This is a genomic window from Jannaschia sp. 2305UL9-9 (assembly GCF_041403465.1).
Lineage (GTDB): Bacteria > Pseudomonadota > Alphaproteobacteria > Rhodobacterales > Rhodobacteraceae > Jannaschia.
This window is the reverse complement of sequence record NZ_JBGEHM010000001.1, coordinates 950,340-973,913: the sequence shown is the minus strand read 5'-3', so window position 1 is coordinate 973,913 and position 23,574 is coordinate 950,340. Positions and strand designations below refer to the sequence as shown.

Below are 23,574 nucleotides of genomic sequence, written 5' to 3'. Positions count from 1 at the left end.
CTTTGCCCATGGCGGCTGGAAAAGGCTGGATGGGCGCACTAGGGTCGCGGCAAACGCCCTGGCGCATTGCCGCCACCCTTCGGAGACTTCTGCATATGACAACCCCCGCCGCCGTCAACTTTGCGACCCTCGACATCGAAACGCTTGCAGATGTCGAAGGCGTCATCGCCGCCATCGTCCCCGAGGGCGGAACCCTGTCGCCGGGTGCGCGTCGGCTGAACCGCCTGTCCAAGGGCGCGCTGCAACGGGCGGTCGAAAGCCCCGCATTCGAAAAGCTGTCGGAAGGCGATATTCTGGAACTCGGCTTTCCTGCCGGCCTCGCCGCGACGGCGCTGGTCGTGGTGCGGCTGGACCGCAAGCCTGCGCGAAAGGCCGCGATGGCCGCCGGTGCGGCGCTTGCGAAACTGCGTGGAACGCGCGCCCTGACCGTCGTGGCCGGGGCGCAGCGGAACCTGTCGGATGTCGCCTTGGGGGCGGCGTTGCGGGGGTATGACTTTACCGATCACAAGACCGGCGACACCCCGCCCGCCGCTGCCGGGATCACCGTGCTGTCGCCCAAGCCCGAGGACGCGGAGGCCCGCTATGCCGACGCCGCCGCACAGGCAGAAGGCGTGTTCCTGACGCGCGATCTGGTCAACGAGCCCAGCAACGTCCTGACCACCACGGAATTTGCCAAGCGGCTGGAGGGCCTGCGCGACCTCGGCGTGGAGGTGGAGGTTCTGGAGGAGGAGCAGCTTGCCGAACTGGGCATGCGCTGTCTGCTGGGTGTGGGGCAGGGATCGCGCAGCCCGTCGAAGGTCGTCGTCATGCAATGGAACGGCGGCGGCGAGGAGAAACCCTTTGCCCTTGTCGGCAAGGGTGTCGTTTTCGACACCGGCGGCATCAGTCTGAAACCCGCCGCCGGCATGGAAGACATGACCATGGACATGGGCGGCGCCGGCACCGCCGCGGGCGTGATGCACACGCTGGCAAGGCGCCGCGCCAAGGCCAACGTCGTCGCCATCGTCGGCCTCGTCGAAAACATGCCTGACGGCAACGCCATCCGTCCGGGCGACGTCATCGCGTCGATGAAGGGCGACACGGTCGAGATCATCAATACGGATGCCGAGGGGCGGCTCGTGCTGTGTGACATCATGTGGTATGTGCAGAACCGGTTCGAACCCACCGGCATGGTCGATCTCGCCACTCTGACCGGGGCGATCATCATCGGTCTGGGTCATGAGAACGCAGGCGTCTTCTCCAACGATGACACCTTGGCGGGCAACTTCCTCAAGGCCGCGCAGGCCGAGGAGGAGGGTGCATGGCGCATGCCTCTGGGCGATGCCTACGACAAACAGCTGAAGTCGCGCGTGGCGGACATGAAGAATGTTGGCGGACGGCCCGGTGGGTCGATCACGGCCGCGCAGTTCCTGCAACGGTTCGTCAAGGACGACACGCCCTGGATGCACCTCGACATTGCCGGGACGGCCTCGGTCAAGGGTGGCACGGACCTGTCGCCCGACGGCGCGACCGGTTGGGGCGTGCGGGCGCTGGATCGCCTGATCCGCGACACCTGCGAAAACCAGGATGGCTGAGGCGTATTTCTACCACCTGACCCGCCGGTCGGTGGTTGAAACGCTTGCCCAGTTGCTGCCGCGCTGCCTGTCGCAAGGCTGGCGCGTGGCGGTACGCTGCGGCGACGAGGGGCGTATCGGGTGGCTGGATGACAAGCTGTGGCTGGGCCCGCCTGAAAGCTTCCTGCCCCATGGCGTTGCCGGCGGACCGCATGATGCGCACCAACCGATCCTGCTGACGCCGGGGGCCGCGACCAATGCGCCGCACTGCCTGATGTCCGTGGATGGTGCGGCGGTTTCACACGAGGAGATCGCCTCCCTCGAACGCGCCTGCATCCTGTTCGATGGAACGGATGGCGAGGCGCTGTCCCGCGCGCGCGGCCAGTGGACGGCCCTGACCGGCGCGGGTATCGGCGCGCGTTACTGGTCAGAGGAATCGGGGAAATGGGAGCAGAAGGCGACGAAGAACATCGATTGACGGGAACCCGGGGCCGGTTCAACGCGTTACCTCTGCATGAAAGCCCTTTTCGCCCTTCTGATGCTGATCCCGCACGTTGCATCGGCCGCGCCGGCTCCGAAGATGCCGCCGCTTCCGGGCTTCTTGATCATCGAACCGGCGTCTCCGCCGCCGCCGCAGACCCCGGCATCGAAACAGGTTTCCGCCTGACGCGACCGCTCTTCTTTGTTCCCGAAAATATCCGATCCGGCACTTGCCGCCCGCGCCGCCCTCAGCGGATCAGGCGCAGCCGGTTGTTCTCAATCTCGATACGCCCGAACTGCTGAAGGTAGGACATTCCCAGAAGGCTCTGACGCATTTCCCCGCCGTTCACGACCGCGGGCACGTTCCTGTCCACGACACCTCCCAGAGACACTTCGTCGAGGCGCACCGCCGCGGTCTCGACCGATCCGTTCGCGGTCATCGCACGCCCGAAAAAGCGCAGATCCTCGGCAATCAGGCCCACGCTTTCCGCGTCCTGACGGGTCAGGACAAGGTCCGTGGCGCCGGTGTCGATGATAAAGGGAATGTCCACGCCGTTGATGTCGAGCGTCAGGTGATAATGCCCGTCCCGTTCGCGCGGCACCTCGACCATGACGGCCTCGCCGTCGGTGATGACCGATTGCCGGGGCGTCGCGATCTGCGAGACATCGTCCCAGACCCCGTATGCCAGAACGGCGCCGACGAAGATGAAGAACCAGATCGCTGCCTGCTGCAATGCCTGTCCGACCCGGCCACGAAACATCAACAGAACCGATCCGCCGATCACGATCAGCAGGATGGCAAGTTTGACAAGGGTCGCGATGCTGTCTCCGTCCATCCTTCAGACATAGGTGCTCGGCCGGTCGTTACCACCCCCCGTCGGGGGGAGTGATTACCAGCCGGGCAGGTCGGACAGGCCGTCGAGGACGAATTGCACGGACAGGGCGGCAAGCAGCATGCCCAGAAGGCGCGTCGTGACGTTGATGCCCGTAGGGCCTAGCAGCCGTTCCATCGGCGTGGCCAGCATGAACAGCAGCAAAACGACCGCGATCACCGCCAACATCACGCCAATCGCCTGAACCGTCCCGATGGGCGAGGCGCCGTCGGTCAGCAGGATCATCGTGGCGATCGCACCCGGCCCGGCCGTCAGCGGCAGCGCGAGGGGAAAGACGGACGGATCGGTGGATGGCACCTCTGCCTGTCCCTCGCGGCGTTGGGTGCGTTTCTCGAACAGCATCTCGAGGGCCGTCAGGAACAGCAGAAGGCCGCCCGCGATGCGAAAGGCGGGCATGGAGATGCCGAGGAAATTCAGGACGGCCTCACCGGCAAGGGCGAACAGGATCAGGATCGATGCGCCGATCGCGCAGGCACGAAAGGCGATGGCGCGGCGCGCGCGGGGTGACATGCCCGCGGTCAGCGCCACGAAGATGGGGGCAAGGCCGATGGGGTCGATCACGACGAAGAGCGCGGCAAAGGCGGTGGCGGCTTCTGCGGTGGTCATGTCGGGATCATCCCCCTTTGCGCTGGCTGTCGTCGGGCGCAGGCCGGCTCAGGCCTGTGCCTTCTCCAGGGTTTCCATCGCCTGCAGCCACAGCGCCTCGGCGCGGTCCGAGGCCTCCATGACTTCGGCGTATTTCTTGTTCCAGGTGGCAAGCTCACCGGCGCGACCGTCTTCGTAAAGGGCCGGGTCCGCCAGTTTCTTGGCCAGCTTGTCGCGCATTTCCTCGATTTTCTTGACGCGCGCCTCGGATTTGCGGACCTCGCTGCGCAACTCTAGGATCTTGTCCCGGCTGACGGCGGGTTTCTCCTTGGGCTTTTCGGGCTTGGCGGGCTTTTCATCGCCCTGAAGCAACAGTTTGCGATAGCTTTCCAGATCGCCGTCATAGGGCGCCACGGTCCCGTCCTTGACCAGCCACAGCCGGTCGGCCACCAGAGACAGAAGGTGCATGTCGTGGCTGACCAGAACGACGGCGCCGTCGTATTGCGTCAGCGCCGTCACCAGCGCCTCGCGGCTCTCGATGTCGAGGTGGTTCGTCGGCTCGTCGAGGATCAGCAGATGAGGCGCATCGAGCGTCGCCAGCAGCAGCGACAGCCGCGCCTTCTGCCCACCGGACAACTTGCCCACCAGCGTATCGGCCTGATCGACACCGAGGCCGAACCCGGCCAGACGCGCACGCAGTTTCGGCGGCATCTCATCGGGGCGTTCGCGGCGGATGTGATCCAGCGGCGTCTCGTCGACATGAAGCTCATCGACCTGGTGCTGGGCGAAATAGCCGATCTTCAGCTTGCCGGAGGCAAAGCGCTTGCCGTCCATCGTTTCCAGCTTGTCCGACAGCAGCTTGGACAGGGTCGACTTGCCTTCGCCGTTCCGCCCGAGCAGGGCGATGCGGTCATCCTGGTCGATGCGGACGTTCAGACGTTGCAGGACGGTCTTGTCACCATAGCCCGTCGAGGCCGCCTCCAGCCGCAGGATCGGCGGGCTGAGCTGGGTGGGCTTGGGAAAGGTGAAGACCACCCGCGCCGCATCTTCGGGCGCGGTGATCGTTTCCATCTTTTCCAGCATCTTCACACGGCTCTGCGCCTGCTTCGCCTTGGATGCCTTGGCCTTGAAGCGATCGACGAAGGCCTGCAGGTGCGCGCGCTGCGCCTGCTGCTTCTGCGCAAGGGCGGCCTGTCCCGCCCTCTTTTCGGCGCGGGCGCGCACGAATTGGTCGTAGGTGCCCGTGTAATAGGTCAGGCCCTTGTCCTCGAGGTGCAGGATGCCGCCGACCGACCGATTGAGCAGCGCACGATCGTGCGAGATGATGATGACCGTGTGGGGATACTTGACCAGATAGGCCTCCAGCCACAGCGCGCCTTCCAGATCCAGATAGTTGGTCGGTTCGTCCAGCAGCAGCAGGTCGGGCTGTGCAAACAGGACACCGGCCAACGCCACGCGCATCCGCCAGCCGCCCGAATAGGCGGAACAGGGGCGCGATTGTTCCTCTACTTCGAAGCCGAGGCCGCGCAGGATCATCGAGGCCCGTGCCTCGCCCGACCATGCGTCGATGTCCTGCAGGCGGGCCTGCACCTCGGCGATGCGGGTAGGGTCGGTCGCGGTCTCCGCCTCGGCCATCAATTCGGCGCGTTCGGTGTCGGCGGCCAGCACGGTATCGAGGATCGACGTCTCGGAGGATGGCACCTCCTGCGCGACGCCGCCGATACGCGCGCGCGCGGGCAGGGTGATGTCCCCCGAATCGAGCGGGATTTCGCCCCGGATGATGCGGAACAGCGTGGTCTTGCCCGTGCCGTTGCGACCCACAAGGCCGACCTTGTGCCCCTCGGGGATGGTCGCACTGGCGTCGACCAACAGGGGGCGACCGGCGACGGAATACGAAAGCTCTGAGATCTGTAGCATGGCCGACGCATTGACCGTTGCGCGGGCCGGTGTCAACGCGCGGTTCCCTTTGGGCGCCGGCGCTGCTAGAGGCGCGGCAAATCACACCCCGCGGGCCTTTGACGGCCCGAGGGCCAACCCCCGAGGAGACGACCATGGCCGTTCAACGCACCTTTTCGATCATCAAGCCCGACGCCACCAAGCGCAACCTGACCGGCGCCATCACCAAGAAGTTCGAGGATGCCGGCCTGCGCATCGTCGCCTCCAAGCGCATCCAGCTGACCCTGGCCCAGGCGCAGACCTTCTACGGCGTTCACTCCGAGCGTCCGTTCTTTGGTGAGCTGTGCGAATTCATGATCTCCGAGCCGATCGTCGTGCAGGTTCTGGAAGGCGAAGACGCCATCGCGAAGAACCGCGAAGTCATGGGCGCCACCAACCCTGCCGAAGCCGCCGAGGGCACGATCCGCAAGGAATTCGCCCTGTCGATCGGCGAGAACTCCGTCCACGGGTCGGATGCACCGGAAACCGCAGCGGAAGAGATCGCGTTCTTCTTCTCCGGTCTCGAACTGGTCGGCTAAGCCGGGGGCAACAGCCCGCAGACACGAGAAAGGGCGCCCCGAGAGGCGCCCTTTTTGTTGGCCGGTCGTCGGATGGGCGAAAGTCGGATCAGGCCGACTTCTTTTCCCATGCGAACTGCTGCATCGGCGCGTCGACCGGCGTCTGCGCGACGTGGTTGGTGTAGTTCGACATCACCTTCTGCGCCAGGGCGAGGATGACGTTCAGCACGGCGCGATGATCGTAGCCCGCCTCGAAGAACGCGTTCATGTCGGCCTCGGACACGTTGCCCCGGTCGCGCAGCATGGCCAGCGTGAAGGTGCGCAGCGCCTCCAGCTTGGGCGAGGGCAGGGGCGTCTCGTCACGCAGGGCGTTCGAGATGGCGTCATCCACCTTCATCATCTTGGCGATGCCGGTGTGGGCGGGCACGCAGTAGTGGCAGGCATGTTCGACGTTGATCGTCTGCCAGACCACGGTGAGTTCGTCGGCGTCGAAATCGGTCTCGGTGAACAGCTTGTGCAGCACCTGGTAGCCTTCGAGCATCTGGGGGCTCTCACTCATGACCTTGTGCAGGCCGGGCAGGCGGCCAAAGGCCTTCAGCGATTTTTCCAGCAGCGGCTTGGAAGCTTCGGGTGCGGTTTCGAGATCGTGGGAGGGGAAGTCCGTCATGGGGTGTCCTTTGCGGTTGATGCGCCACGGTTAGACTTGCTTGAATGATCGTTCAAGTATATAATTGAGCAATCGTTCAACAACTCGTGACACCCATGCCCCGCGCCCCCGCCTATGACCGAGATGCCCTTATCGACCGCGCCCGCGACCTGTTCTGGACGCGCGGCTGGGCGGGCACGTCCATGAAGGATCTCGAAGCCGCACTGGATATGCGACCGGGCAGCTTCTACGCGGCCTTCGGGTCGAAGGATGCGTTGTTCGCGCTCGCCCTCGATCGCTATGCCGCCGACGGCGCGGCGGCGCTGGAGCGATTGGCGGAGGAGACGACGCCGTTGACCGCCTTGCGCAGGCATCTGTTGTCCTTCGCGGCGCCCGGTGGACCCGCGCGGGCCTGCATGTTGGTCAAGACCCTGCTGGAGGTCGGAGGGAGGGAAGACGCGCTGTCGGAGCGGGCCAATGCCCTGCTGGACGGGATGGAGGCGCGGTTCCGGGCCTTGTTTGCCGCCGCGCAGGCCAGCGGAGAGGTTGCGCCGCATCACAACCCCGCCCGCCTTGCGCGCCGTTATCAGGCCGACATTACCGGTCTGCGCGCCTCGGCCGAACGACCCGGCGTCGATGCCCGCGCCTTGGCCGAGGAGATGGCAGCCGACCTCGACCGTCTGGCGGCCTGATCGCGGGCCCGCGATGTGTGGACAGGGGCGGCGGCGGGGCGTAGGGCCCCGTCATGCCGCGCAGATTGATTTATGACCTGAACCGTACCTTGTTGCTGGGCCTGCCCCTTGTCGGATCGCAGGTGGCACAGCTCCTCGTGGGGCTGACGGATACGTTGATGCTGGGGCGATACTCGGTCGATGCACTGGCTGCGGCGACCATCAGTCACTCGGCGTTCTTCTCGATCTACGTGCTCGGCTCCGGCTTTGCATATGCGGTGCTGCCCCTGTCGGCCGCGGCCGTGGGGCGGGGGGACGAAACGCGCGCGCGCCGCGTGGCCCGCATGGGCCTGTGGCTGTCGGCATTGTTCGGGCTTGTGTGCCTGCCGTTGTTCATCTGGTCCGAACCGTTCTTGCTGGCACTGGGTCAGGCCCCGCAAGTCGCCGCCGACGCGCAGACCTATCTGCGGATCGCCGGGCTGGGGATGCTGCCCGCGCTGCTGACCGTGACGCTGCGCAGTCACCTGAGTGCGTTGGAACATACGCGCATCGTCCTCTGGGCGACGTTGGCGGCGGTGGTCTTGAACGCGGGCGTCAACTGGTTGCTGATCTTCGGAAACCTCGGTTTTCCGGAATTGGGGTTGCGTGGTGCGGCCATCGCGTCGGTCGGCGTGCATCTGCTGACGACGCTGGTCCTGACGCTCTATGCAACACGGGGGCCCGACATGGCCCGGTTCGAACTGCTCAGGAACATCTGGCGCGCGGACTGGCCCACGTTCGGCGAGATCTTCCGGATGGGCTGGCCCATCGGCCTGACGAACCTGTCCGAATCGGGTCTGTTCGCGGCTTCGGCCCTGATGATGGGGTGGCTTGGCACGGTGCCGTTGGCGGCGCATGGCATTGCCATTCAGATCGCGGCGTTGACCTTCATGGTGCACCTTGGGCTGTCGTCGGCGGCAACCGTGCGCGTCGGCCAATCCTGGGGGCGCGGCGACCGCGCGGGGCTTGGCCGGGCCGCCCTGGCGGCCGCGATCCTGTCGTTCGGGGCCGTTCTGCTGGCCACGGCCCTGTACCTCGGCGCGGGGACGTGGATCGTGTCGCTGTTCCTTGGTGCCGACGATCCGCAGGCCCCCGAGATTCTGGCACTGGGTGCGTATCTGTTGATCCTCGCGGCGGCGTTCCAGCTGGTCGATGCGGGGCAGGTCATGGCGCTGGGCGTGCTGCGCGGGGTGCAGGATACGCGCCGCCCCATGGTCTATGCGGTGCTGGCCTACTGGGCCTGCGGCGTCCCGGCCAGCTACCTTCTGGGCTTCACCTTCGGCCTTGGGCCGACGGGCATCTGGATGGGCCTTGTCATCGGGCTGGCCATCGCGGCCGTCGCCTTGTCGGCGCGCTTCGTGAGGATGGTCCGGGCGATGCCGGACACGCCCCCCGACGCCGCGCTCACATCGAAAAGCTGACGCCGCAGCCGCAGCTGCTGGAGGCATTGGGGTTCTCGATCGTGAAACGGGAACCGACCAGTTCCTCGGTAAAGTCGATCACGGCATTGGCAAGGAATGGTAGCGACACGTCGTCGATCACGACCTTCTGGCCGTCTCCCTCCAGCACCAGATCGTCGTCCTTGGGCGTGTCGAGATCGATCTGGTACTGAAAGCCGGAGCATCCGCCCCCCTCGACCGCGACGCGCAGGGCCTTGCCCGCGTCGCCGGCTCCGATCTCGGCCAGACGCTCGAAACAGCGGGGGGTGACGCGGGGGGGAAGGGACAGATCCATGCGGTATGCCTCGGGGCTGTGCATTGCGGTGACCTTCGATATATGGGTGCTGACACCGCCTGCCAAGGGAGCCACTTGCCCGTGACCCGCATCGTCCCTTTTGCCAGCGACCCCGAGGCCAGCCGTGGCCGACTTTATCCCGAGGAGGAGAGTTCCTTTCGCTCTCCGTTTCAGCGGGATCGCGACCGGATCATCCACGCCAGCGCCTTTCGCCGCCTGAAACACAAGACGCAGGTTTTCATCGAGCACGAGGGCGATTATTTCCGGACCCGCCTGACCCATTCCATCGAGGTCGGGCAGGTGGCGCGCACCTTGGCCAAGCATTTCGGCCTGAACATGGAACTGACCGAGGGCGTGGCGTTGGCCCATGACCTCGGGCACCCGCCCTTCGGGCACACCGGCGAAGATGCCCTGCAACGGCTGATGGCCCCCTACGGGGGGTTCGACCACAATGCGCAGGCAATCCGCATCGTGACCCGCCTCGAACGTCACTATGCGGAATGGGACGGCCTGAACCTGACGTGGGAAACGCTGGAAGGCATTGCCAAGCACAATGGCCCGGTCGCCCCGGCCCCGGGGGCCGGTATCAGCGACGCGTCCATACCCTATGCGCTGGCCGAATACGACGCGCTGCACGACTTGGAACTGCACACGCATGCCAGCGCCGAGGCCCAGGTCGCGGCCCTGTCCGATGATATCGCCTACAACAATCACGACCTGCACGACGGCTTGCGGGCCGAGCTTTTCTCGACGGACGAATTGGCGGACCTGCCGATCCTGCACGACTGCTTTGCCGAGGTGGATCGCATCTATCCCGGTCTCAACTATTATCGTCGGCGGCATGAGGCGTTGCGCCGGTTCTTCGGGGTTCTGGTCGAAGACGTCATCCGCGTGACCGAAGCCAACCTCGCGGAGGTTCAGCCGCAATCGGCCCAGGACATCCGCACCGCAGGCCGGATGATGGTGCAGTTCACGCCCGCGCTCTGGTCCGATCTGAAGGTCATCCGCCGCTTCCTGTTCGAACGCATGTACCGCGCGCCAACCGTCGTGCGGATGCGCGAACAGGTGACACAGGTGGTCGATGACCTGTTCCCCCATTTCATGTCCCATACGGCCGACCTTCCGAAGCAGTGGCGCAAGGACGTCGAGGATGCGCAGGATGAAACCGAACTGGCGCGGATCGTCTGCGATTATATCGCAGGCATGACGGATCGTTTCGCCCTGCAGGAACACGACCGCCTTATCGCGATGGCGAAGGCGTCGGGCACCGACGGCTAGGCCCGCAGGGCGGCGGGAAACCCTGACTTGCCGCAGATGCCATGCGTGGCGCAGGGTGGGAGCAGCCATTTTTCAGCCTTCGGAGATTTCGATGACCCGTCTTGTTCTGCCCCTGATCCTTTGCGCCACATCCGCCGCGGCCGATATCGTCCCGCTGGATGGAACATGGACCGTGCGGTCGGTCGAGGCCGGCATGGCCGAGGAATGTCCCCCGATGTTTCGACCCATGGCAGACGCCATGGCCGCCAACATCGGCCACCGAAATGTTTTCGAGGTCGATTGGCCCGACACCTTCGATCCGAACCTTGCCAGCGGCCTGAACCCGGACGGGCAACCGGTCGAATGGGTGCAGACAGACGACACGACATGGGTGGCCAGCCTGTCAGGGCCGGGCAAGGAAGCCGTGATCGGCACGATGCAGGTTCTGTCCGAGACCGAGATCGGCAACCGCGTCGACATGGACGTCCAGAAGATGATGGAGGAAGAGGGCGGCATGATTGATGCCGAGGGGTGCCTGCTGCAGATCACCTTCGTGATGGAGCATAAGGGATGACCGCCCGGGTTCGGTAAGGTGCCTCGGTCCGCGACGGGGCCAACGGTTGCGCGGCCGGGACTCCCTTCCGTGTTTCGGGATCGTGCGGTTCGCCCGTGCAGAACGATTTACAACACGCTCGGGGCGATTGCTGCGATGGCGGTGCCGACATGACGGCATGCTGACCGCGCGACACGTTGAACCCGCGCAGTCACGGCGCTAGAGGGGGACCAACCCCAGCCACGGACACCCCTGATGAACCTGTTCGCCGATATCCGCGCCCTGACCCTCGATGCCCTGACCGCCCTTGCCGCCGAAGGGGTGATCCCCGAAGGCCTCGACACCGCGAACGTCGCGGTGGAACCTCCGCGCGATGCCGCACACGGTGACATGGCGACGAATGCGGCGATGGTGCTGGCCAAACCCGCACGGATGAAGCCACGCGACATCGCCGAGGCCCTCGTGCCGAAACTGACCGACGATCCGCGCATCGCCTCGGCCGAAGTCGCGGGCCCCGGTTTCCTCAACATCCGGCTGGCCCCTTCGGTCTGGCAAGGCGTGGTCGGCGCGGTGCTGGAGCAGGGCAAAGGGTTCGGCGCATCCGACATGGGGCAGGGGGCGTCGATCAACGTCGAATACGTGTCCGCGAACCCGACCGGACCGCTGCATGTCGGGCACACGCGGGGTGCGGTGTTCGGCGATGCGCTGGCCGCGTTGCTGGCCTATGCGGGCTACGACGTGACGCGGGAATACTACATCAACGACGGCGGCGCACAGGTCGATGTGCTGGCCCGGTCGGTCTACAACCGCTACCTCGAGGCGCATGACCTGACCGTCGACTGGCCCGAGGGCACCTATCCCGGCGATTACCTGATCGAGGTCGGCGAGGCGCTGAAGGCCAAGGTCGGCAATGCCTACATCGACCAGCCGGAGGAGACATGGCTGCCGCAGGTGCGCACCTATGCGACCGATGCGATGATGGACCTGATCCGTGCCGACCTCGCGCTTTTGAATATCAAGATGGATGTCTTCAGTTCCGAAAAGGCGCTGTATGGCACGGGTCAGATCGAGGCCGCCATCGGCAAGCTGGACGCAGCCGGCCTGATCTATCGCGGTGTGCTTGAGCCGCCGAAGGGCAAGCTGCCCGAAGATTGGGAACCGCGCGAGCAGACGCTGTTCAAATCTACCGCCTATGGCGACGACGTCGATCGGCCGATCAAGAAATCGGACGGCGGCTGGACGTATTTCGCGCCGGACATCGCCTATCACTACGACAAGACGACCCGCGGGTTCAGCGCCTTGATCGACGTGTTCGGGGCCGATCACGGCGGCTACGTCAAGCGGATGAAGGCGGCTGTCGCGGCCCTGACCGACGGCGCGGTGCCGCTGGACATCAAGCTGACGCAACTGGTCAAGTTGCTGCGCGATGGTGAAGAGCTGAAGATGTCCAAGCGGGCGGGCACCTTCGTCACGCTGGCCGATCTGGTCGATCTGGTGGGCGCGGACGTGACGCGGTTCATCATGCTGACCCGCAAGAACGATGCGCCGCTCGATTTCGACGTTTCCAAGGCGCTGGAGCAATCGAAGGACAACCCGGTCTATTACGTCCAATACGCCCACGCGCGCGTCATGTCGGTCCTGCGCAAGGCGGCCGAACAGGGAATCGATGCCTCTGATGCGGCCCTGTCCTCGGCGGATCTGACGCAGTTGGATCATGCGGCCGAACAGGCCCTTGCTGCCAAGCTGGCCGAATGGCCGCGGCTGGTCGAGATCGCGGCGAAGGGGCACGAGCCGCACCGGATCGCGTTCTACCTGTATGAACTGGCACAGGGGTTCCACGGACTGTGGAACCGGGGCAACGATGAGGTGTCGCTCCGCTTCCTGCAGGACAACGAAGCCACATCCCGGGCGAAGATCGCGCTGGCGCGTGCCGTTTCCGTTGTAATCGCGTCGGGTTTGGGTATCTTGGGCGTCGAGCCGGCACAGGAAATGCGCTGAACGATCCGCGTCAGACGGGTCGGGTGCAGCCGGAGTGAGAGCGATGCGATCGGGGAATAACCCCGGCGGATCAGGGCAGTAGGCAGCAGTCCCGGGGCGTCGCCCGCACCGGGATGGAGGGCAGGCATATGGCGGATCTCGATTACTATGGTGCGGATTATGGTGCGGAGCGGTCGTCGCGACTGGCGGAGGCGTTGCGCGGCTTCGGACTTGCGAACTGGATCGGGGCGGGCACGTCCCTTGGTCTTGCGGCGGGGCTGTCGTTCTGGGCCGTGGACCTGACATTCCGTGACATGTCCAACATCCCTGTCATCGCGGCACTCGAAGGGCCGATGCGGGTTGCCCCCGCCGACCCCGGTGGGGCGCAGGCCCCGTTTCAGGGCATGGCATTGTCGGACATAACCTCTGGCGGTGCGGCCGCGCCGGCCCCGGATGAGATCGTGCTGGCGCCTGCGCCACTCGACCTGTCGGCACCGCCCTTGGCCGAACGTCGGGCCGCAGCAGGCCTGCCGGCGGTCGATCCGGTCCGTCAGGCCGTGACCACCCCCGCGCCCGAGGACAGCGCCATCGCCACGCCGGAGCCGCTGGATATGGCCAGCTTGGCGGATCAACTGGCCAGCGGGTTGGAGCCGCTCGACGAAGTCGTCGGCAGCAGCGCGCCTGCAAACACGCCCCTGCCGACCCCCGACCCAATGCAGGAAGCCCCGGCCGCCGTTGCCGCGACCACGCCGGTGTTTACCGGCCCCGGCCTGGCCCGGTCGGCGCGCCCATCTTCGCGCCCCGACGGTTTGCGCCGCGCCCCGGTGGCGGCAACGCAGATCGCAACCGTATCCCGTGCCCCGACCGAAGCCCCCGTTGCCGCGCCAAGCGCGCAGGTCAGCGCCGTCAGCACGGGCATCGACGTCGACCCGGCGACGGTCTTGCCCGGCACCCGCGTCGTCCAGCTGGGCGCCTATGACAGCGAAGGCGCCGCCCGGTCCGAGTGGGAGCGGATGCAGGGCCGGTTCGGTGACTACATGTCCGGCAAGCAGCGTCTGGTGCAAAAGGCCCGCTCCGGCGGTCGCGACTTCTGGCGCCTGCGGGTCGTCGGCTTCGAGGACGGGTCCGAGGCACGCCGCTTCTGCTCGGCCCTGCTGGCCAAGGACGCGGCCTGCATTCCCGTCACCGTCCGCTAAGACGATGGCAGGGGCCTTCATCCTCGGGTGCGAAGGCCCCGACCTGTCTGCACGCGAAGCGGCGTTCTTTCGCGATGCCGACCCCTGGGGCTTCATCTTGTTTGCCCGCAACATCGACACGCCCGATCGGTTGCGCCGCCTGACGTCCGACCTGCGCGACGCGGTCGGGCGCGACGCGGTCATCCTTGTCGATCAGGAAGGGGGGCGCGTGCAGCGCCTCGGCCCGCCCTTCTGGTCCGACTGGCTGCCACCCCTGACACAGATGCAGCGGGCGCGCGACCCGGAGCGGACGATGTTCCTGCGTGCGACGCTGATCGCGCGGGAATTGCGCGATGTCGGCATCGACGTGAACTGCACCCCCACCGCCGATATCGCGGGCGAGGCAACGCATCCGTTTCTGCTGAACCGTCTTTACGGCACCACGGTCGAACAGGTCGTCGCGCGTGCGCGGGCCAATGCCGACGGTTGCCTTCAGGGCGGTGTCCTGCCGGTGATCAAGCATATTCCCGGTCACGGTCGCGCCACCGCCGACAGCCACCTGTCGCTGCCCCGTGTGACGGCCCCGCAGGCGGAGCTGTCCGCCAGTGATTTCGAAGTGTTCCGGCAATTGGCGGATCTGCCGCTCGGCATGACGGCGCATGTGGTCTATGCCGATATCGACGAGGCACCGGGCACGATCTCGCCCGCGATCCTGCGTCTGGTGCGACAGGACATCGGGTTTGCCGGTCTGTTGATGACGGACGACATCTCGATGGGTGCCCTGCCGGGGGACATGGCCAGCAAGTGCCGTCAAAGCCTTGAAGCTGGCTGCGATGTCGTTCTGCACTGCAATGGGCAGATGCCGGACATGGAGGTCGTCGCCGCCACCTGTCCCGCCCTGACGGATGAGGGGATGCGCCGCGCCGACCGCGCCTTGCAGGACCGCCGTCCGCCGGTTGAACTCGATCTGGACGCGGCGCGTGCAGAACTGGCCTCGTTGATCGGCTGAAACGCCTCCAGCGTGGGCGCAGTTGACATTACCCCGCCCCCCACGGACCCTTGCCCCCCTGCGGACAGGCGCGAAGGACCCAGAGTGAGCGACGACGATTTTCCCGAAGGCCCCGCGCGGGATGCTAGCACCGGCCAATCGGTCGAGGAACGCCTGGCGGCCGAGGCTCTGATCGTCGATGTCGACGGGTTCGAAGGACCGCTCGACCTGTTGCTGACGTTGGCACGGACGCAGAAGGTAGATCTGCGGCGCATTTCCGTCCTGAACCTTGCGCGCCAATACCTCGACTTCATCGACCGGGCCCGCGCCCTGCGGATCGAACTGGCCGCCGACTACCTCGTGATGGCGGCATGGCTGGCCTTTCTGAAATCGCGCCTTCTGCTTCCGCCGGACCCCGAGGAGGAGGTCAGCGCCGAGGATCTGGCCGCGCATCTGGCCTTTCAGCTGGAGCGGCTGGAGGCCATGCGCAAGGCGGCCGCGCGTCTGATGGCGCGCGATCAACTGGGACGTGATGTCTTTGCGCGCGGTCAGCCCGAAGAACAGACCCGCGCCCGCAAGGTGACCTGGACCGCCAGCCTGCTCGATCTGATGCAGGCCTACGCCCGTCTGCGGACGCGCGACGATTTCCGCCCGTTCGTGATGGATCGGGTCGGGGTGTTCACCATGGAGGAGGCCTTGGAACGCATGCGGCCGCTGATGGGTACGACGCTGGAATGGACTGATATCCTCGCCTTTTTGCCGGATGGCTGGCAGGGCGATCCGGCACGGCGGCGATCGGCGACGGCGTCGACCTTTGCCGCGACGCTGGAACTGGCCAAGGGGGGGCGGCTGGACATCCGGCAGGATGATACCTTCGGCCCGATCCGCATCCGCGCACGGCCCGCCGGATGAACGAAAGCAGGGATCCGAGCCTGTTCGAAGCCCCCCCGCCGGGCGAGCAGGAGCGTATGGTCGAGGCGATCCTCTTCGCGTCGGCCACGCCGATGACGGTTGCAGAGCTTCATGCCCGTCTGCCCCACGGCTGCGATGCGCCCACCGCTCTGAGGCAACTGGCCAGTCGGTACGACGGGCGCGGTGTCCGTCTTGTGCGGTCGGGGGATGCCTGGGCCTTTCGGACGGCATCGGACCTGTCCTACCTGATGACGCGCGAGACGGTCGAGACGCGCAAGCTGTCACGCGCGGCGATCGAGACCTTGGCGATCGTCGCCTACCATGAACCTGTCACCCGCGCCGAGATCGAGGAGATCCGCGGCGTTTCGGTATCCAAGGGCACCGTCGAACACCTGATGGAGCTTGGCTGGATCAAGCTGGGCAAACGCAAGATGACGCCGGGCCGACCGGTGACCTTTGTCGTGACACGCGCGTTCCTCGACCATTTCGGGTTGGAGAGTGCGCGCGACCTGCCGGGCCTGAAGGAATTGCGCGCGGCCGGCCTTTTGGAAAGCACGCCCGGTCCGGCCGCCCCCGCGGACAGCGACGATGCCGAACAGGAAGACCTTTTCACGCCCAGCCCGCCCGAAGAATGAACCAATCGCGATTTTGCCTCGTTTATCATTCAGGAACATCAGGCAACCGGAAGGAGGGGCAGATGATCAGATTTTTGATGAACCGGATGTTGTGGCGTCTTGCGTCGCGGATCTTCGGCTCCAAGACCGCGCGGAATGCCCGCACCGCGCAAAAGGCCGCCCGGATCGCGCGCAGGCTGGGCCGCTAGGCGCCGCTCCGCATCAGGTCAGGACTGATCGAACCCGGCACGGCGCAACTCGCGGGTTGCGACGCGCCCCATCCAGATCACGAGGATTCCAAAGGCCAGAAGACCCGCGCCCGCGATATAGAGTTGCCCGCCCTGCGCCCTGGTCGAGGCAAGGCCGCCGACCTCTCCGATCCAGACCATGGCCAGGGTGCCGGGGGCCAGCCCCGCAAGCGTTGCCCAGACATAGGGCCAAAAGCGGATGTCAGTCAGGCCCAGCAACCAGTTCTGCACCGTGAACGGCAGGATCGGTGTCAGGCGCAACAGGGATACGAACAGGACGGCGTTCTGCGCGATGGCCCTGTCGGCGGCGGCCACCCGCGGGCCGTTGAAGCGGCGCAGAAGCGGGCCGCGCAGCCATCGCCGCCCGATCAGATACGGCAGGATCGAGCCCAGCATGCTACCGGCCATCGAAAGGGGATAGCCCCACCATCCGAACGCAAGACCCCCGACGACGGACATCGCGGCAGCAGGCAGCGGGAGCATCACGACCACGATGTAGACCAGCACGAAAACCAGCCACCCGGTCGCCCCGTGTCCGGCAACCCAGTCACGCAGCAGCGGCACCCAATCGTCCCACGGCAGGAGCCATGCGCCCAATGCCAGACCCACAAGGGCGATGGGCCATATCCAGATCTGCCAGGTGAGTTGTGTGCCGTCGGTCATCGCGTTCGACCTATGCGACGGTCTGGTTCGCCTGCAAGTGCGGATATGCGCCTCTGGGCATTTGTAATCTGTGGCCAAAGCGCCCACCTTGGCACCGATGGGCCGCGGGCGGCGCGGCCAGACGACCGAGGGATTCGATGTTCGGAAAGTCCAAGTCCAACCGGTTCGACCCGGACCTGCAGACCTTTCCCGAGATCATGGTCGACAAGCTGGCCTCCGACCTGAGGTTGGAGGCGCGCGCCACGACCGATGCGCGCGCGGGCGTCCCCCCGATCAGCGCATCCACCCTGTCGTCCCCCGAACTGGAGGCGGCGGACGCGGTGCGCGCCCTGCGACGTCGCGCGCTGAGCCAGTTCGAGATGGAACAGCAGGCCTATGCCGCCCGCATCCGCGAGGCCGGCAGCGCACGGGAACGTGTCGAACTGATGGTTGGCGAGGCACGCAATTCGATCCGCAACCTCACCCTCGACGAAGAGAACCACCTCGAGAATGCGCGCGCCCGCGTCGGCGGCCTGGAGCGCAAGTTGCGCGCCTTTCAGACCCGTCATGGGTTGGAGGGGCCGCCCCGCCCGGCCCAGAACGGGTTTCTGGCCTTCGGCCTGATCCTCGTCGTGGGCCTGCTCGAAGTTGTGGCCAACGGCCTGTTCTTCGCCGCCGGCAGCGAGCTTGGCTATCTGGGGGGTGTCGGTCTTGCCTGCATCATCGCCGTCATCAACATCGCGTTCAGCTATGCCGCCGGCAGCAACACGCGCTTTCTGAACCGCAGTGGCCTGTTGTGGAAGATCTGGGGCCTGTCCTGCCTTTTGATGTTCCTCGGCTTTGCCGCGACCCTGAACCTTGCCGTGGCGCATTTTCGCGATGCTCTGGCGACCTTGGCATGGGATGCGGCAATGATCGCCTCGGTCGATGACCTGCTGGCCGCGCCCTTGGCCATTCGGGGTCTCGAATCATGGCTGGTCGTCGGTTTCGGCCTGCTGGTCAGTCTTGCGGCCTTCAGCAAGGGTTTCAGCCGGCTGGACCCGATGCCGGGCTACAACGCCATCTACGACGAATGGGAAGACGCCATCGACGACTATGCCGAAGCCTACGGGGATGCGCAGGATGCCCTAGAGGACGCCTTTGCAGAGGCCCGCGACAAGTTGGAACAGGAGGCGCAGGCACGTCGCACGGAACTGAAGGCGGCCGTCGATGCGGTGCATCAACGCGGCACCCTGACGCGGACGCTGACGGCCTTTCTCGAAACCTGCGACGAGGCGGCGAACCGTCTGATCCGTCTGTACCGCGATGCAAACCTGCGCGCGCGCGACGATGCCGGTCCGGCCTATTTCAACGGTGCCTTCGCTTTCCCCGCCTACCATATGCCCGATCCGCCCGAGGCGGATCGCGATGTGGCCGTGCAGGAGATCGAGCGGATCGACAGCGTCGTGCGGGACGGGGTCGCCACCCTGCTCGGGGCGCGGGAACATGCCCTCGACGCCTATCCGACCGTGCGGGAAATCAAGGCAGGCGACACCGCCGCGCGCCCGCGCGTCGTGGCCGAGGCCGCCTGACGTGGCCCGTCGCAGACGCAACAGGCGCCGGGGGGGCGGGGCCGGGGCGACCGCCATGGGTATCGGCCTGATCGTTGCGGCCCTGTCCGCCCTCGGCGTGATCGGGTGGTTCCTGTTTGCCGAAGCGGGCAAGGCCCCGATCGACAGCACGAGCCTGTGCCCCGCAGACGGGCCGACGGGGCATCTGGCCATCCTGCTGGACACGACAGATCCGGTGTCGTCCACGCAATTGCGCGCCGCGCGCAACCGCATCACCGACATGATCGATGGCGCGCCGGATTTCACACGGATCAGCTTTGCCACCGTCTCGCCCGATGGCGACATCCGCGCTGGCAGTTTCACATCGCTCTGCAAACCGCCAAGCGATGCCTCGGCGCTGATCGGCAATCCGCGGCTGGTTGCCGAACGATATGAGGTCAGCTTCGTCACACCCGTGCGCGCGGCGCTGGACGGTCTGCTGGCCATCCCCGAGGCGCAGGCTTCGCCCATCCTCGAAGCTTTGCAGGAGTTTCTGACCCGCATTCCCGACTTCGGAACCGGGGATGCCCCGCGCGAAGTGGTCCTCGTGACCGATCTGGTTCAGCATTCCGACGTCTTCAGCTTTTACCGGGGCGATGACTGGGCCAGTTTTCGCAACAGCGGCGCGGCCGACCGGTTGGCGCGGTCGCTGACGGATACGCGCGTGCGCATCCTGCGGCTGCCCCGACCGGCCGCACCGCAGGCCGTGGTCGACGATTTCTGGCGCCGCTACCTTGATGCACAGGGGGCATCTGCCGTGACGACGACGACACTAGGGGATCTTTGACATGGCCCTCGCGCCGCAACGCACGTTGGACAGCTTCGGCCTGGACCGATGGCTGCTTGCGCTTGCCTTCGGGGCCGGGGCCATCGGCGTCGTCCTGCTGAAGCTGTCGGAGGTGCCGCAATGGGTGCCTGCCGTGTTCGCCGGTGGTGTCATCCTGGCCTATGCGGGCCTGACATGGGGCCTGCGGTCCGCCCGGTTGGAGCCGGAACAGATCGGCGACAATGCTTATTACCTCGGGTTCGTCCTGACGCTGTGTTCGCTGGCCTATACCTTGTGGGAACTGGGCGATCCGACGGCGGAGGCGGCCTTTATCGCGACCGTCATCTCCGGCTTCGGCGTGGCGCTGACCTCGACGGTGGTTGGCGTCGCGGTGCGCGTGTTCCTGATGCAGTTCCGCGTCGACATCGTCGCGCGCGAGCGCGAGGCGCAGATGGCGCTGGCCGAGGGGATGACCGCGTTCCGAAGCGAACTCGCCGAAGTGATCCGGGGCACGCGCTTTCTCGGGGTGGAGATCCGGCAGACCCTCGCGCAGCATCATCGCGAATTGGCCGAACAGGATGCCGCGCGCAGCAAGGATGCCACGGACCGGATGATGGCGAGTTTCGAGGCGGCGATGACCCGCTTTGCCGACCGGGCCGCCACGATGAACGACGGGCTGGCCACGCAGGCGGAGCGCACGGTCGCGCAGGCGTCGGGGCGCCTGGCCGGCCTGTCCGACCGCCACGGACGCGAGGCGGCGGACCGTGCGGCCGCCTTCGAGGCCCGCCTCGACGACGCAAGCGCGCGCGCCGCACGCGCCGCCGAAGACCGCCTTGAAAAGGTGATCGCGCGGTTCGAGGCAGCGGCGAACAGATCCTCTGCCGCGCTCGGCGCGTCGACCGCGGGCATCGGACAGGCCGCCCTGCGCGAGTTGCGCGACCACCGAGCCGACATACGGGCCGAGATCGAGGCCGCGCTGACCCTCGCGCAGGCGGCGAATGATGCGCCCCGGTCGAAGGTGGACGACGCATGAGGCATCGGGAGGCGATGGATCGGGGGCGCGGCTATCGGCGCGGGACGGTGATGGGCCTGACCGTTGCCGAGGCGTTCATGCTGATCGCTTTCGTGCTGCTGTTGCTTTTGGGGGTCTGGATGGCGACCGCGCGCGAACGGATCAAGGCCCTGCAAACCCGCGCGGAAGCCGCCGAGAGCTTTGCCGACGCCTTCACCGAAGACCAGAAGGCCGCCGCCCTGACCAACCGCGACCAGTTGACGATGCTGGGCAATGACCTTGCCAAGCTGGAGGCGTTTCGACAGCTGGCCGACATGGGGGCATCGCCATCCGAGGCGGCGATGGCCTTGGATCTGCTGCCAGCCCTGCGTGGCGGGCTGACGCCGCAGGACGTTCTGGACCGCGTGCGCCTGCTGGACGAGGCGATGCTGCGCGACCTTGCGCAGGCCGCGGTGACGTTGGACCCCGAAAGCCGCGCAGTCCTGTCGGATATGGCACGGCTGGAGGATTTCCCGGAAATCGCAGAGCTGCTGCGTGATGGCGGGTTGGAGGCGCTGCGCCTCGACCTTGCGAAACTGGCCGAGTTTCAGGACATCCTCGCCGAGGGAAGCGACCCGCAGACGGCGGCCGAGATTGCCGAACTGCTGGCCGCCTATCGCGCCACGGGCCTGTCCCCGGAGGAGGTCGCGCGCCTGTCGGACCGGATGGACGACGTGGCCCGTGCGCGTCTGGAGGCGGCGCAGAGCCGCGCGCAGATCGCGGGGTCGTTGCAGGCGCAGGTCGGCCCCTTGGTGGCCGGGTTGGGCGGAGAGGTGCGGCCCGACGGGTCCATCGTGTTCAGCGACACGCTGCTGTTCGAGGCGGGATCGGCGGAATTGACGGATACCTTCGACACGGCCCTCGGGCAGCTATGCCGCCCGTGGATCGAACAGCTTCACGCCCGGCGCGATGACCTGTCTGCGGTCCGGATCGAAGGGCACGCCTCGTCCGAATGGATATCCCTGCCGCCCCGCGCCGCGTTCGACCGCAACCTCGACCTCAGTCAGGCGCGCGCCGCGGCGGTGTTCAAACGCTGCCTTTTCCATGCCGGTGACGACGATGTGGCCGATTGGGCGCGAACGCGCATGACGGCGGTGGGGTATTCGTCGTCCCGCCCGATCCTGACCGCCGCCGGCGACGAGGATACGATCGCTTCGCGTCGCGTGGTCTTTGCCATCGACACACGCGCGCCGGATCTGGTCGAGGCCGCGACCCGGTAACGCGGTTTCAACTGTCGGCAGTCCGGCGCAGGGCGGGGACGGGCGGTTCTGCCATCTGCATCATCCGCAGGACGGGATCGTCGAACTGACCCAAGGCCGCCATCCGCCCGGGTCCGCATTCGTGAATGTAGCGCCGCAGAAGACCGGCGTAGAATTCCAGCTCGACGGCATGCGCCTCGATGGCGCCGAGCGCATTTGCCATGCCGTCGTGAAACATTCCTTGCGGCACGGCATCCGACCAGCTGCGCGCCGTCATAGCCATGTTCAGAAGGGGGACGGCGATATCCTCCAACGCGCGCATCCCGATCTCCTCCCGGTGGGCTAGGGCGGGACGATCGAAATAGGTGCGCGCCGCGAAGGCATTCTGGATGCCGCCAATGAAGTAGCGGAAACGCACGGTGACCAGACGCTTGTCACCGATCGGCGCGCCGACGATCATGCGCAGGCGTCCCAGCGTCAGGCCGGGCATGCAGACGGTGGCCTTCGGCTGATCGACGACGGTAGGGCCCGCCTCGATGGTGTCGGCAAGGACCACCTCGATGAATTCCGCAAGTTCGGGCTGCAATGCTTCGGCAAGGGAATTGTCACACTCGAACGTCAGGCGGTGGCGAAAGCCGGGGCGCGTGATTTCGGCCGCCAGAACCTCTACCGGCATGTCCGTTCCGGACCGCCGCAGTTGCAGGGACAACATATCCTCCTGCTGATGTCCTTCGATTGGCAACAAGAAACAATCCTCGGAAGATTTGACTGATCGGTCAGACCATCCGAGACGGATCCTAACAAAACGTTACCGGAACACTGCAAAGCCGCAATATTGCATTTTCATGCTTCAACCCGGTTCAGGCGGCACGCAGACGGCCTGTCCTGTCCTGTCCTGTCCTGTCCTGTCCTGTCCTGTCCTGTCCTGTGCTGGTCTTGAGTGTCGATGATGCGCTCGTGACGACAATATGAGCGACTTGAGAACCGTCCGGATGGTTCGCAGCCCATGTTGCCGGATCCGCCCATTCAGGCCTGGACGCTTGCGTCGATCCAGCCGATCAGGGCGTCCGTTGTGGGCGGAACCTCCTCGGCCAGACCGTCGGCGAAATCCATCAGGGCCGACAGGTTCAGCGGGTTCACACCGACCAGCACGCCTACGCCCTGCGCCAAGGCGTCCGCGATAAGCGGGCGAAAGCCGCGGCCAGCCGCCTCCTGCTTGCCGAACTTGTTGATGATCAGAAGATCGGCCCCCTGTGACAGCTGCGCCTGCGTCGCCGCGACGGCCGTTTCGAGGCCATCCGCATCCAGACGGCATCCCCGAGCCTCGGGCCCCAAGGATTGGCTAATGCGGATCGTGGGGCCGGACGGCAGGACAAGCGCATTCATGTCACAGCGCGCGCATCCGGGACGATCGGTATTGATCTGCACGATACCGGCCACCCGCAGACCCCGCGTCAGCACCCTTTCCGCCACTTCGTGCAGCAGGGGATCGAGGGCGCCACGTCCGGCGGTCATTGTATAGGCTAATTGCATGGCGGAACCGATTTCA

26 protein-coding genes are annotated in these 23,574 nt (G+C 66.1%); 18 read left to right on the top strand and 8 right to left on the bottom strand.

The window, feature by feature from the left end:
- Positions 1-95 precede the first annotated feature (95 nt).
- From V6N07_RS04750 to V6N07_RS04740, 3 genes are read left to right on the top strand one after another with little or no spacing between them, the layout of a single operon-like run.
- Complete coding sequence (locus tag V6N07_RS04750) at positions 96-1,574, top strand: leucyl aminopeptidase (protein WP_371154435.1); 1,479 nt, start codon at positions 96-98, stop codon at positions 1,572-1,574.
- Positions 1,567-2,031 (top strand): DNA polymerase III subunit chi, encoded by a 465-nt coding sequence (locus tag V6N07_RS04745; protein WP_371154433.1) that lies wholly within the window; start codon positions 1,567-1,569, stop codon positions 2,029-2,031. Before V6N07_RS04750 ends, V6N07_RS04745 begins: the two co-directional genes overlap by 8 nt.
- Positions 2,032-2,067: 36 nt before the next feature.
- On the top strand, positions 2,068-2,220 hold the full coding sequence (locus V6N07_RS04740; RefSeq protein ID WP_371154431.1) for a hypothetical protein: 153 nt from the start codon (positions 2,068-2,070) through the stop codon (positions 2,218-2,220).
- A gap of 61 nt (positions 2,221-2,281) precedes the next feature.
- Here V6N07_RS04740 and V6N07_RS04735 read toward each other — a convergent pair whose 3' ends face one another.
- From V6N07_RS04735 to V6N07_RS04725, 3 genes are read right to left on the bottom strand one after another with little or no spacing between them, the layout of a single operon-like run.
- On the bottom strand, positions 2,282-2,869 hold the full coding sequence (locus tag V6N07_RS04735; protein ID WP_371154429.1) for a TIGR02281 family clan AA aspartic protease: 588 nt from the start codon (positions 2,867-2,869) through the stop codon (positions 2,282-2,284).
- 54 nt (positions 2,870-2,923) lie between these two features.
- On the bottom strand, positions 2,924-3,532 hold the full coding sequence (locus tag V6N07_RS04730) for a MarC family protein (RefSeq protein ID WP_371154427.1): 609 nt from the start codon (positions 3,530-3,532) through the stop codon (positions 2,924-2,926).
- Positions 3,533-3,580: 48 nt separating this feature from the next.
- Entirely contained in the window at positions 3,581-5,428 is a 1,848-nt protein-coding gene (locus V6N07_RS04725) for an ABC-F family ATP-binding cassette domain-containing protein (protein ID WP_371154425.1), read from the bottom strand.
- 134 nt (positions 5,429-5,562) lie between these two features.
- Between V6N07_RS04725 and ndk the strand changes: the two genes are divergently transcribed.
- The gene (gene ndk / locus V6N07_RS04720; RefSeq protein ID WP_371154424.1) at positions 5,563-5,985 is read left to right on the top strand and encodes a nucleoside-diphosphate kinase; all 423 of its coding nucleotides are present in this window, start codon (positions 5,563-5,565) and stop codon (positions 5,983-5,985) included.
- 88 nt (positions 5,986-6,073) lie between these two features.
- On the opposite strand, the gene V6N07_RS04715 is transcribed toward ndk, so the two are convergent.
- Positions 6,074-6,631 (bottom strand): carboxymuconolactone decarboxylase family protein, encoded by a 558-nt coding sequence (locus V6N07_RS04715; RefSeq protein ID WP_371154423.1) that lies wholly within the window; start codon positions 6,629-6,631, stop codon positions 6,074-6,076.
- A 95-nt stretch (positions 6,632-6,726) separates the two neighbouring features.
- On the opposite strand from V6N07_RS04715, the gene V6N07_RS04710 reads away from it, so the two are divergent.
- Both V6N07_RS04710 and V6N07_RS04705 read left to right on the top strand, forming a co-directional pair.
- On the top strand, positions 6,727-7,302 hold the full coding sequence (locus V6N07_RS04710) for a TetR/AcrR family transcriptional regulator (RefSeq protein ID WP_371154422.1): 576 nt from the start codon (positions 6,727-6,729) through the stop codon (positions 7,300-7,302).
- A gap of 53 nt (positions 7,303-7,355) precedes the next feature.
- Positions 7,356-8,741 (top strand): MATE family efflux transporter, encoded by a 1,386-nt coding sequence (locus V6N07_RS04705; protein ID WP_371154421.1) that lies wholly within the window; start codon positions 7,356-7,358, stop codon positions 8,739-8,741.
- Here V6N07_RS04705 and V6N07_RS04700 read toward each other — a convergent pair.
- Positions 8,725-9,048, bottom strand: a complete 324-nt coding sequence (locus V6N07_RS04700) for a HesB/IscA family protein (RefSeq protein WP_371155385.1) — start codon at positions 9,046-9,048, stop codon at positions 8,725-8,727. The genes V6N07_RS04705 and V6N07_RS04700 overlap by 17 nt on opposite strands.
- A gap of 87 nt (positions 9,049-9,135) precedes the next feature.
- Here V6N07_RS04700 and V6N07_RS04695 point away from each other — a divergent pair, with 87 nt between their 5' ends.
- The 8 genes from V6N07_RS04695 (at position 9,136) to V6N07_RS04660 (ending at position 16,739) form a co-directional block, all read left to right on the top strand.
- The gene (locus tag V6N07_RS04695; RefSeq protein ID WP_371154420.1) at positions 9,136-10,332 is read left to right on the top strand and encodes a deoxyguanosinetriphosphate triphosphohydrolase; all 1,197 of its coding nucleotides are present in this window, start codon (positions 9,136-9,138) and stop codon (positions 10,330-10,332) included.
- A gap of 91 nt (positions 10,333-10,423) precedes the next feature.
- Complete coding sequence (locus V6N07_RS04690; RefSeq protein WP_371154419.1) at positions 10,424-10,885, top strand: hypothetical protein; 462 nt, start codon at positions 10,424-10,426, stop codon at positions 10,883-10,885.
- Positions 10,886-11,119: 234 nt separating this feature from the next.
- Entirely contained in the window at positions 11,120-12,862 is a 1,743-nt protein-coding gene (gene argS / locus V6N07_RS04685) for an arginine--tRNA ligase (RefSeq protein ID WP_371154418.1), read from the top strand.
- Positions 12,863-12,990: 128 nt separating this feature from the next.
- On the top strand, positions 12,991-14,037 hold the full coding sequence (locus tag V6N07_RS04680; RefSeq protein ID WP_371154416.1) for an SPOR domain-containing protein: 1,047 nt from the start codon (positions 12,991-12,993) through the stop codon (positions 14,035-14,037).
- Between the two features lie 4 nt (positions 14,038-14,041).
- Positions 14,042-15,025 carry a glycoside hydrolase family 3 N-terminal domain-containing protein gene (locus tag V6N07_RS04675; protein ID WP_371154415.1) on the top strand — a complete coding sequence of 328 codons (984 nt, stop codon included), beginning with the start codon at positions 14,042-14,044 and terminating at the stop codon, positions 15,023-15,025.
- Positions 15,026-15,109: 84 nt separating this feature from the next.
- Positions 15,110-15,916: a ScpA family protein gene (locus V6N07_RS04670; RefSeq protein WP_371154414.1), complete on the top strand. Its 807-nt coding sequence runs from the start codon at positions 15,110-15,112 to the stop codon at positions 15,914-15,916.
- Positions 15,913-16,551, top strand: coding sequence for an SMC-Scp complex subunit ScpB (scpB, locus tag V6N07_RS04665; RefSeq protein WP_371154413.1), 639 nt, complete (start codon positions 15,913-15,915; stop codon positions 16,549-16,551). The genes V6N07_RS04670 and scpB overlap by 4 nt, the downstream gene beginning before the upstream one ends.
- Before the next feature lie 62 nt (positions 16,552-16,613).
- A complete protein-coding gene (locus V6N07_RS04660; RefSeq protein WP_371154412.1) occupies positions 16,614-16,739 on the top strand; it encodes a hypothetical protein in 126 nt (41 codons plus the stop codon).
- Between the two features lie 18 nt (positions 16,740-16,757).
- Here V6N07_RS04660 and V6N07_RS04655 read toward each other — a convergent pair whose 3' ends face one another.
- A complete protein-coding gene (locus tag V6N07_RS04655; RefSeq protein ID WP_371154411.1) occupies positions 16,758-17,441 on the bottom strand; it encodes a TVP38/TMEM64 family protein in 684 nt (227 codons plus the stop codon).
- A gap of 137 nt (positions 17,442-17,578) precedes the next feature.
- On the opposite strand from V6N07_RS04655, the gene V6N07_RS04650 reads away from it, so the two are divergent.
- The 4 genes from V6N07_RS04650 to V6N07_RS04635 are packed head-to-tail and all read left to right on the top strand — an operon-like array spanning position 17,579 to position 22,046.
- On the top strand, positions 17,579-18,991 hold the full coding sequence (locus V6N07_RS04650; protein WP_371154410.1) for a hypothetical protein: 1,413 nt from the start codon (positions 17,579-17,581) through the stop codon (positions 18,989-18,991).
- Between the two features lie 55 nt (positions 18,992-19,046).
- Complete coding sequence (locus tag V6N07_RS04645; RefSeq protein ID WP_371154409.1) at positions 19,047-19,796, top strand: hypothetical protein; 750 nt, start codon at positions 19,047-19,049, stop codon at positions 19,794-19,796.
- Position 19,797: 1 nt separating this feature from the next.
- Positions 19,798-20,808, top strand: a complete 1,011-nt coding sequence (locus V6N07_RS04640; protein ID WP_371154408.1) for a hypothetical protein — start codon at positions 19,798-19,800, stop codon at positions 20,806-20,808.
- The gene (locus tag V6N07_RS04635) at positions 20,805-22,046 is read left to right on the top strand and encodes a flagellar motor protein MotB (RefSeq protein WP_371154407.1); all 1,242 of its coding nucleotides are present in this window, start codon (positions 20,805-20,807) and stop codon (positions 22,044-22,046) included. The genes V6N07_RS04640 and V6N07_RS04635 overlap by 4 nt, the downstream gene beginning before the upstream one ends.
- Positions 22,047-22,053: 7 nt before the next feature.
- Here V6N07_RS04635 and V6N07_RS04630 read toward each other — a convergent pair whose 3' ends face one another.
- Positions 22,054-22,770 carry a hypothetical protein gene (locus V6N07_RS04630; protein ID WP_371154406.1) on the bottom strand — a complete coding sequence of 239 codons (717 nt, stop codon included), beginning with the start codon at positions 22,768-22,770 and terminating at the stop codon, positions 22,054-22,056.
- Positions 22,771-23,051: 281 nt separating this feature from the next.
- Complete coding sequence (locus V6N07_RS04625) at positions 23,052-23,540, bottom strand: DUF2478 domain-containing protein (protein WP_371154404.1); 489 nt, start codon at positions 23,538-23,540, stop codon at positions 23,052-23,054.
- Positions 23,541-23,574 lie beyond the last annotated feature (34 nt).

What these genes read in the sequence shown, in the direction of transcription:
- V6N07_RS04725 (WP_371154425.1), bottom strand. Translation starts at nt 5,428, where the DNA reads ATGCTACAGATCTCAGAGCTTTCGTATTCCGTCGCCGGTCGCCCCCTG.
- V6N07_RS04635 (WP_371154407.1), top strand. Translation starts at nt 20,805, where the DNA reads ATGAGGCATCGGGAGGCGATGGATCGGGGGCGCGGCTATCGGCGCGGG.
- V6N07_RS04660 (WP_371154412.1), top strand. Translation starts at nt 16,614, where the DNA reads ATGATCAGATTTTTGATGAACCGGATGTTGTGGCGTCTTGCGTCGCGG.
- V6N07_RS04640 (WP_371154408.1), top strand. Translation starts at nt 19,798, where the DNA reads ATGGCCCTCGCGCCGCAACGCACGTTGGACAGCTTCGGCCTGGACCGA.
- V6N07_RS04650 (WP_371154410.1), top strand. Translation starts at nt 17,579, where the DNA reads ATGTTCGGAAAGTCCAAGTCCAACCGGTTCGACCCGGACCTGCAGACC.
- V6N07_RS04690 (WP_371154419.1), top strand. Translation starts at nt 10,424, where the DNA reads ATGACCCGTCTTGTTCTGCCCCTGATCCTTTGCGCCACATCCGCCGCG.
- V6N07_RS04710 (WP_371154422.1), top strand. Translation starts at nt 6,727, where the DNA reads ATGCCCCGCGCCCCCGCCTATGACCGAGATGCCCTTATCGACCGCGCC.
- V6N07_RS04675 (WP_371154415.1), top strand. Translation starts at nt 14,042, where the DNA reads ATGGCAGGGGCCTTCATCCTCGGGTGCGAAGGCCCCGACCTGTCTGCA.
- V6N07_RS04705 (WP_371154421.1), top strand. Translation starts at nt 7,356, where the DNA reads ATGCCGCGCAGATTGATTTATGACCTGAACCGTACCTTGTTGCTGGGC.
- V6N07_RS04655 (WP_371154411.1), bottom strand. Translation starts at nt 17,441, where the DNA reads ATGACCGACGGCACACAACTCACCTGGCAGATCTGGATATGGCCCATC.
- V6N07_RS04735 (WP_371154429.1), bottom strand. Translation starts at nt 2,869, where the DNA reads ATGGACGGAGACAGCATCGCGACCCTTGTCAAACTTGCCATCCTGCTG.
- V6N07_RS04625 (WP_371154404.1), bottom strand. Translation starts at nt 23,540, where the DNA reads ATGACCGCCGGACGTGGCGCCCTCGATCCCCTGCTGCACGAAGTGGCG.
- V6N07_RS04740 (WP_371154431.1), top strand. Translation starts at nt 2,068, where the DNA reads ATGAAAGCCCTTTTCGCCCTTCTGATGCTGATCCCGCACGTTGCATCG.
- argS (WP_371154418.1), top strand. Translation starts at nt 11,120, where the DNA reads ATGAACCTGTTCGCCGATATCCGCGCCCTGACCCTCGATGCCCTGACC.
- V6N07_RS04745 (WP_371154433.1), top strand. Translation starts at nt 1,567, where the DNA reads ATGGCTGAGGCGTATTTCTACCACCTGACCCGCCGGTCGGTGGTTGAA.
- V6N07_RS04730 (WP_371154427.1), bottom strand. Translation starts at nt 3,532, where the DNA reads ATGACCACCGCAGAAGCCGCCACCGCCTTTGCCGCGCTCTTCGTCGTG.
- V6N07_RS04750 (WP_371154435.1), top strand. Translation starts at nt 96, where the DNA reads ATGACAACCCCCGCCGCCGTCAACTTTGCGACCCTCGACATCGAAACG.
- scpB (WP_371154413.1), top strand. Translation starts at nt 15,913, where the DNA reads ATGAACGAAAGCAGGGATCCGAGCCTGTTCGAAGCCCCCCCGCCGGGC.
- V6N07_RS04680 (WP_371154416.1), top strand. Translation starts at nt 12,991, where the DNA reads ATGGCGGATCTCGATTACTATGGTGCGGATTATGGTGCGGAGCGGTCG.
- V6N07_RS04715 (WP_371154423.1), bottom strand. Translation starts at nt 6,631, where the DNA reads ATGACGGACTTCCCCTCCCACGATCTCGAAACCGCACCCGAAGCTTCC.
- ndk (WP_371154424.1), top strand. Translation starts at nt 5,563, where the DNA reads ATGGCCGTTCAACGCACCTTTTCGATCATCAAGCCCGACGCCACCAAG.
- V6N07_RS04645 (WP_371154409.1), top strand. Translation starts at nt 19,047, where the DNA reads ATGGGTATCGGCCTGATCGTTGCGGCCCTGTCCGCCCTCGGCGTGATC.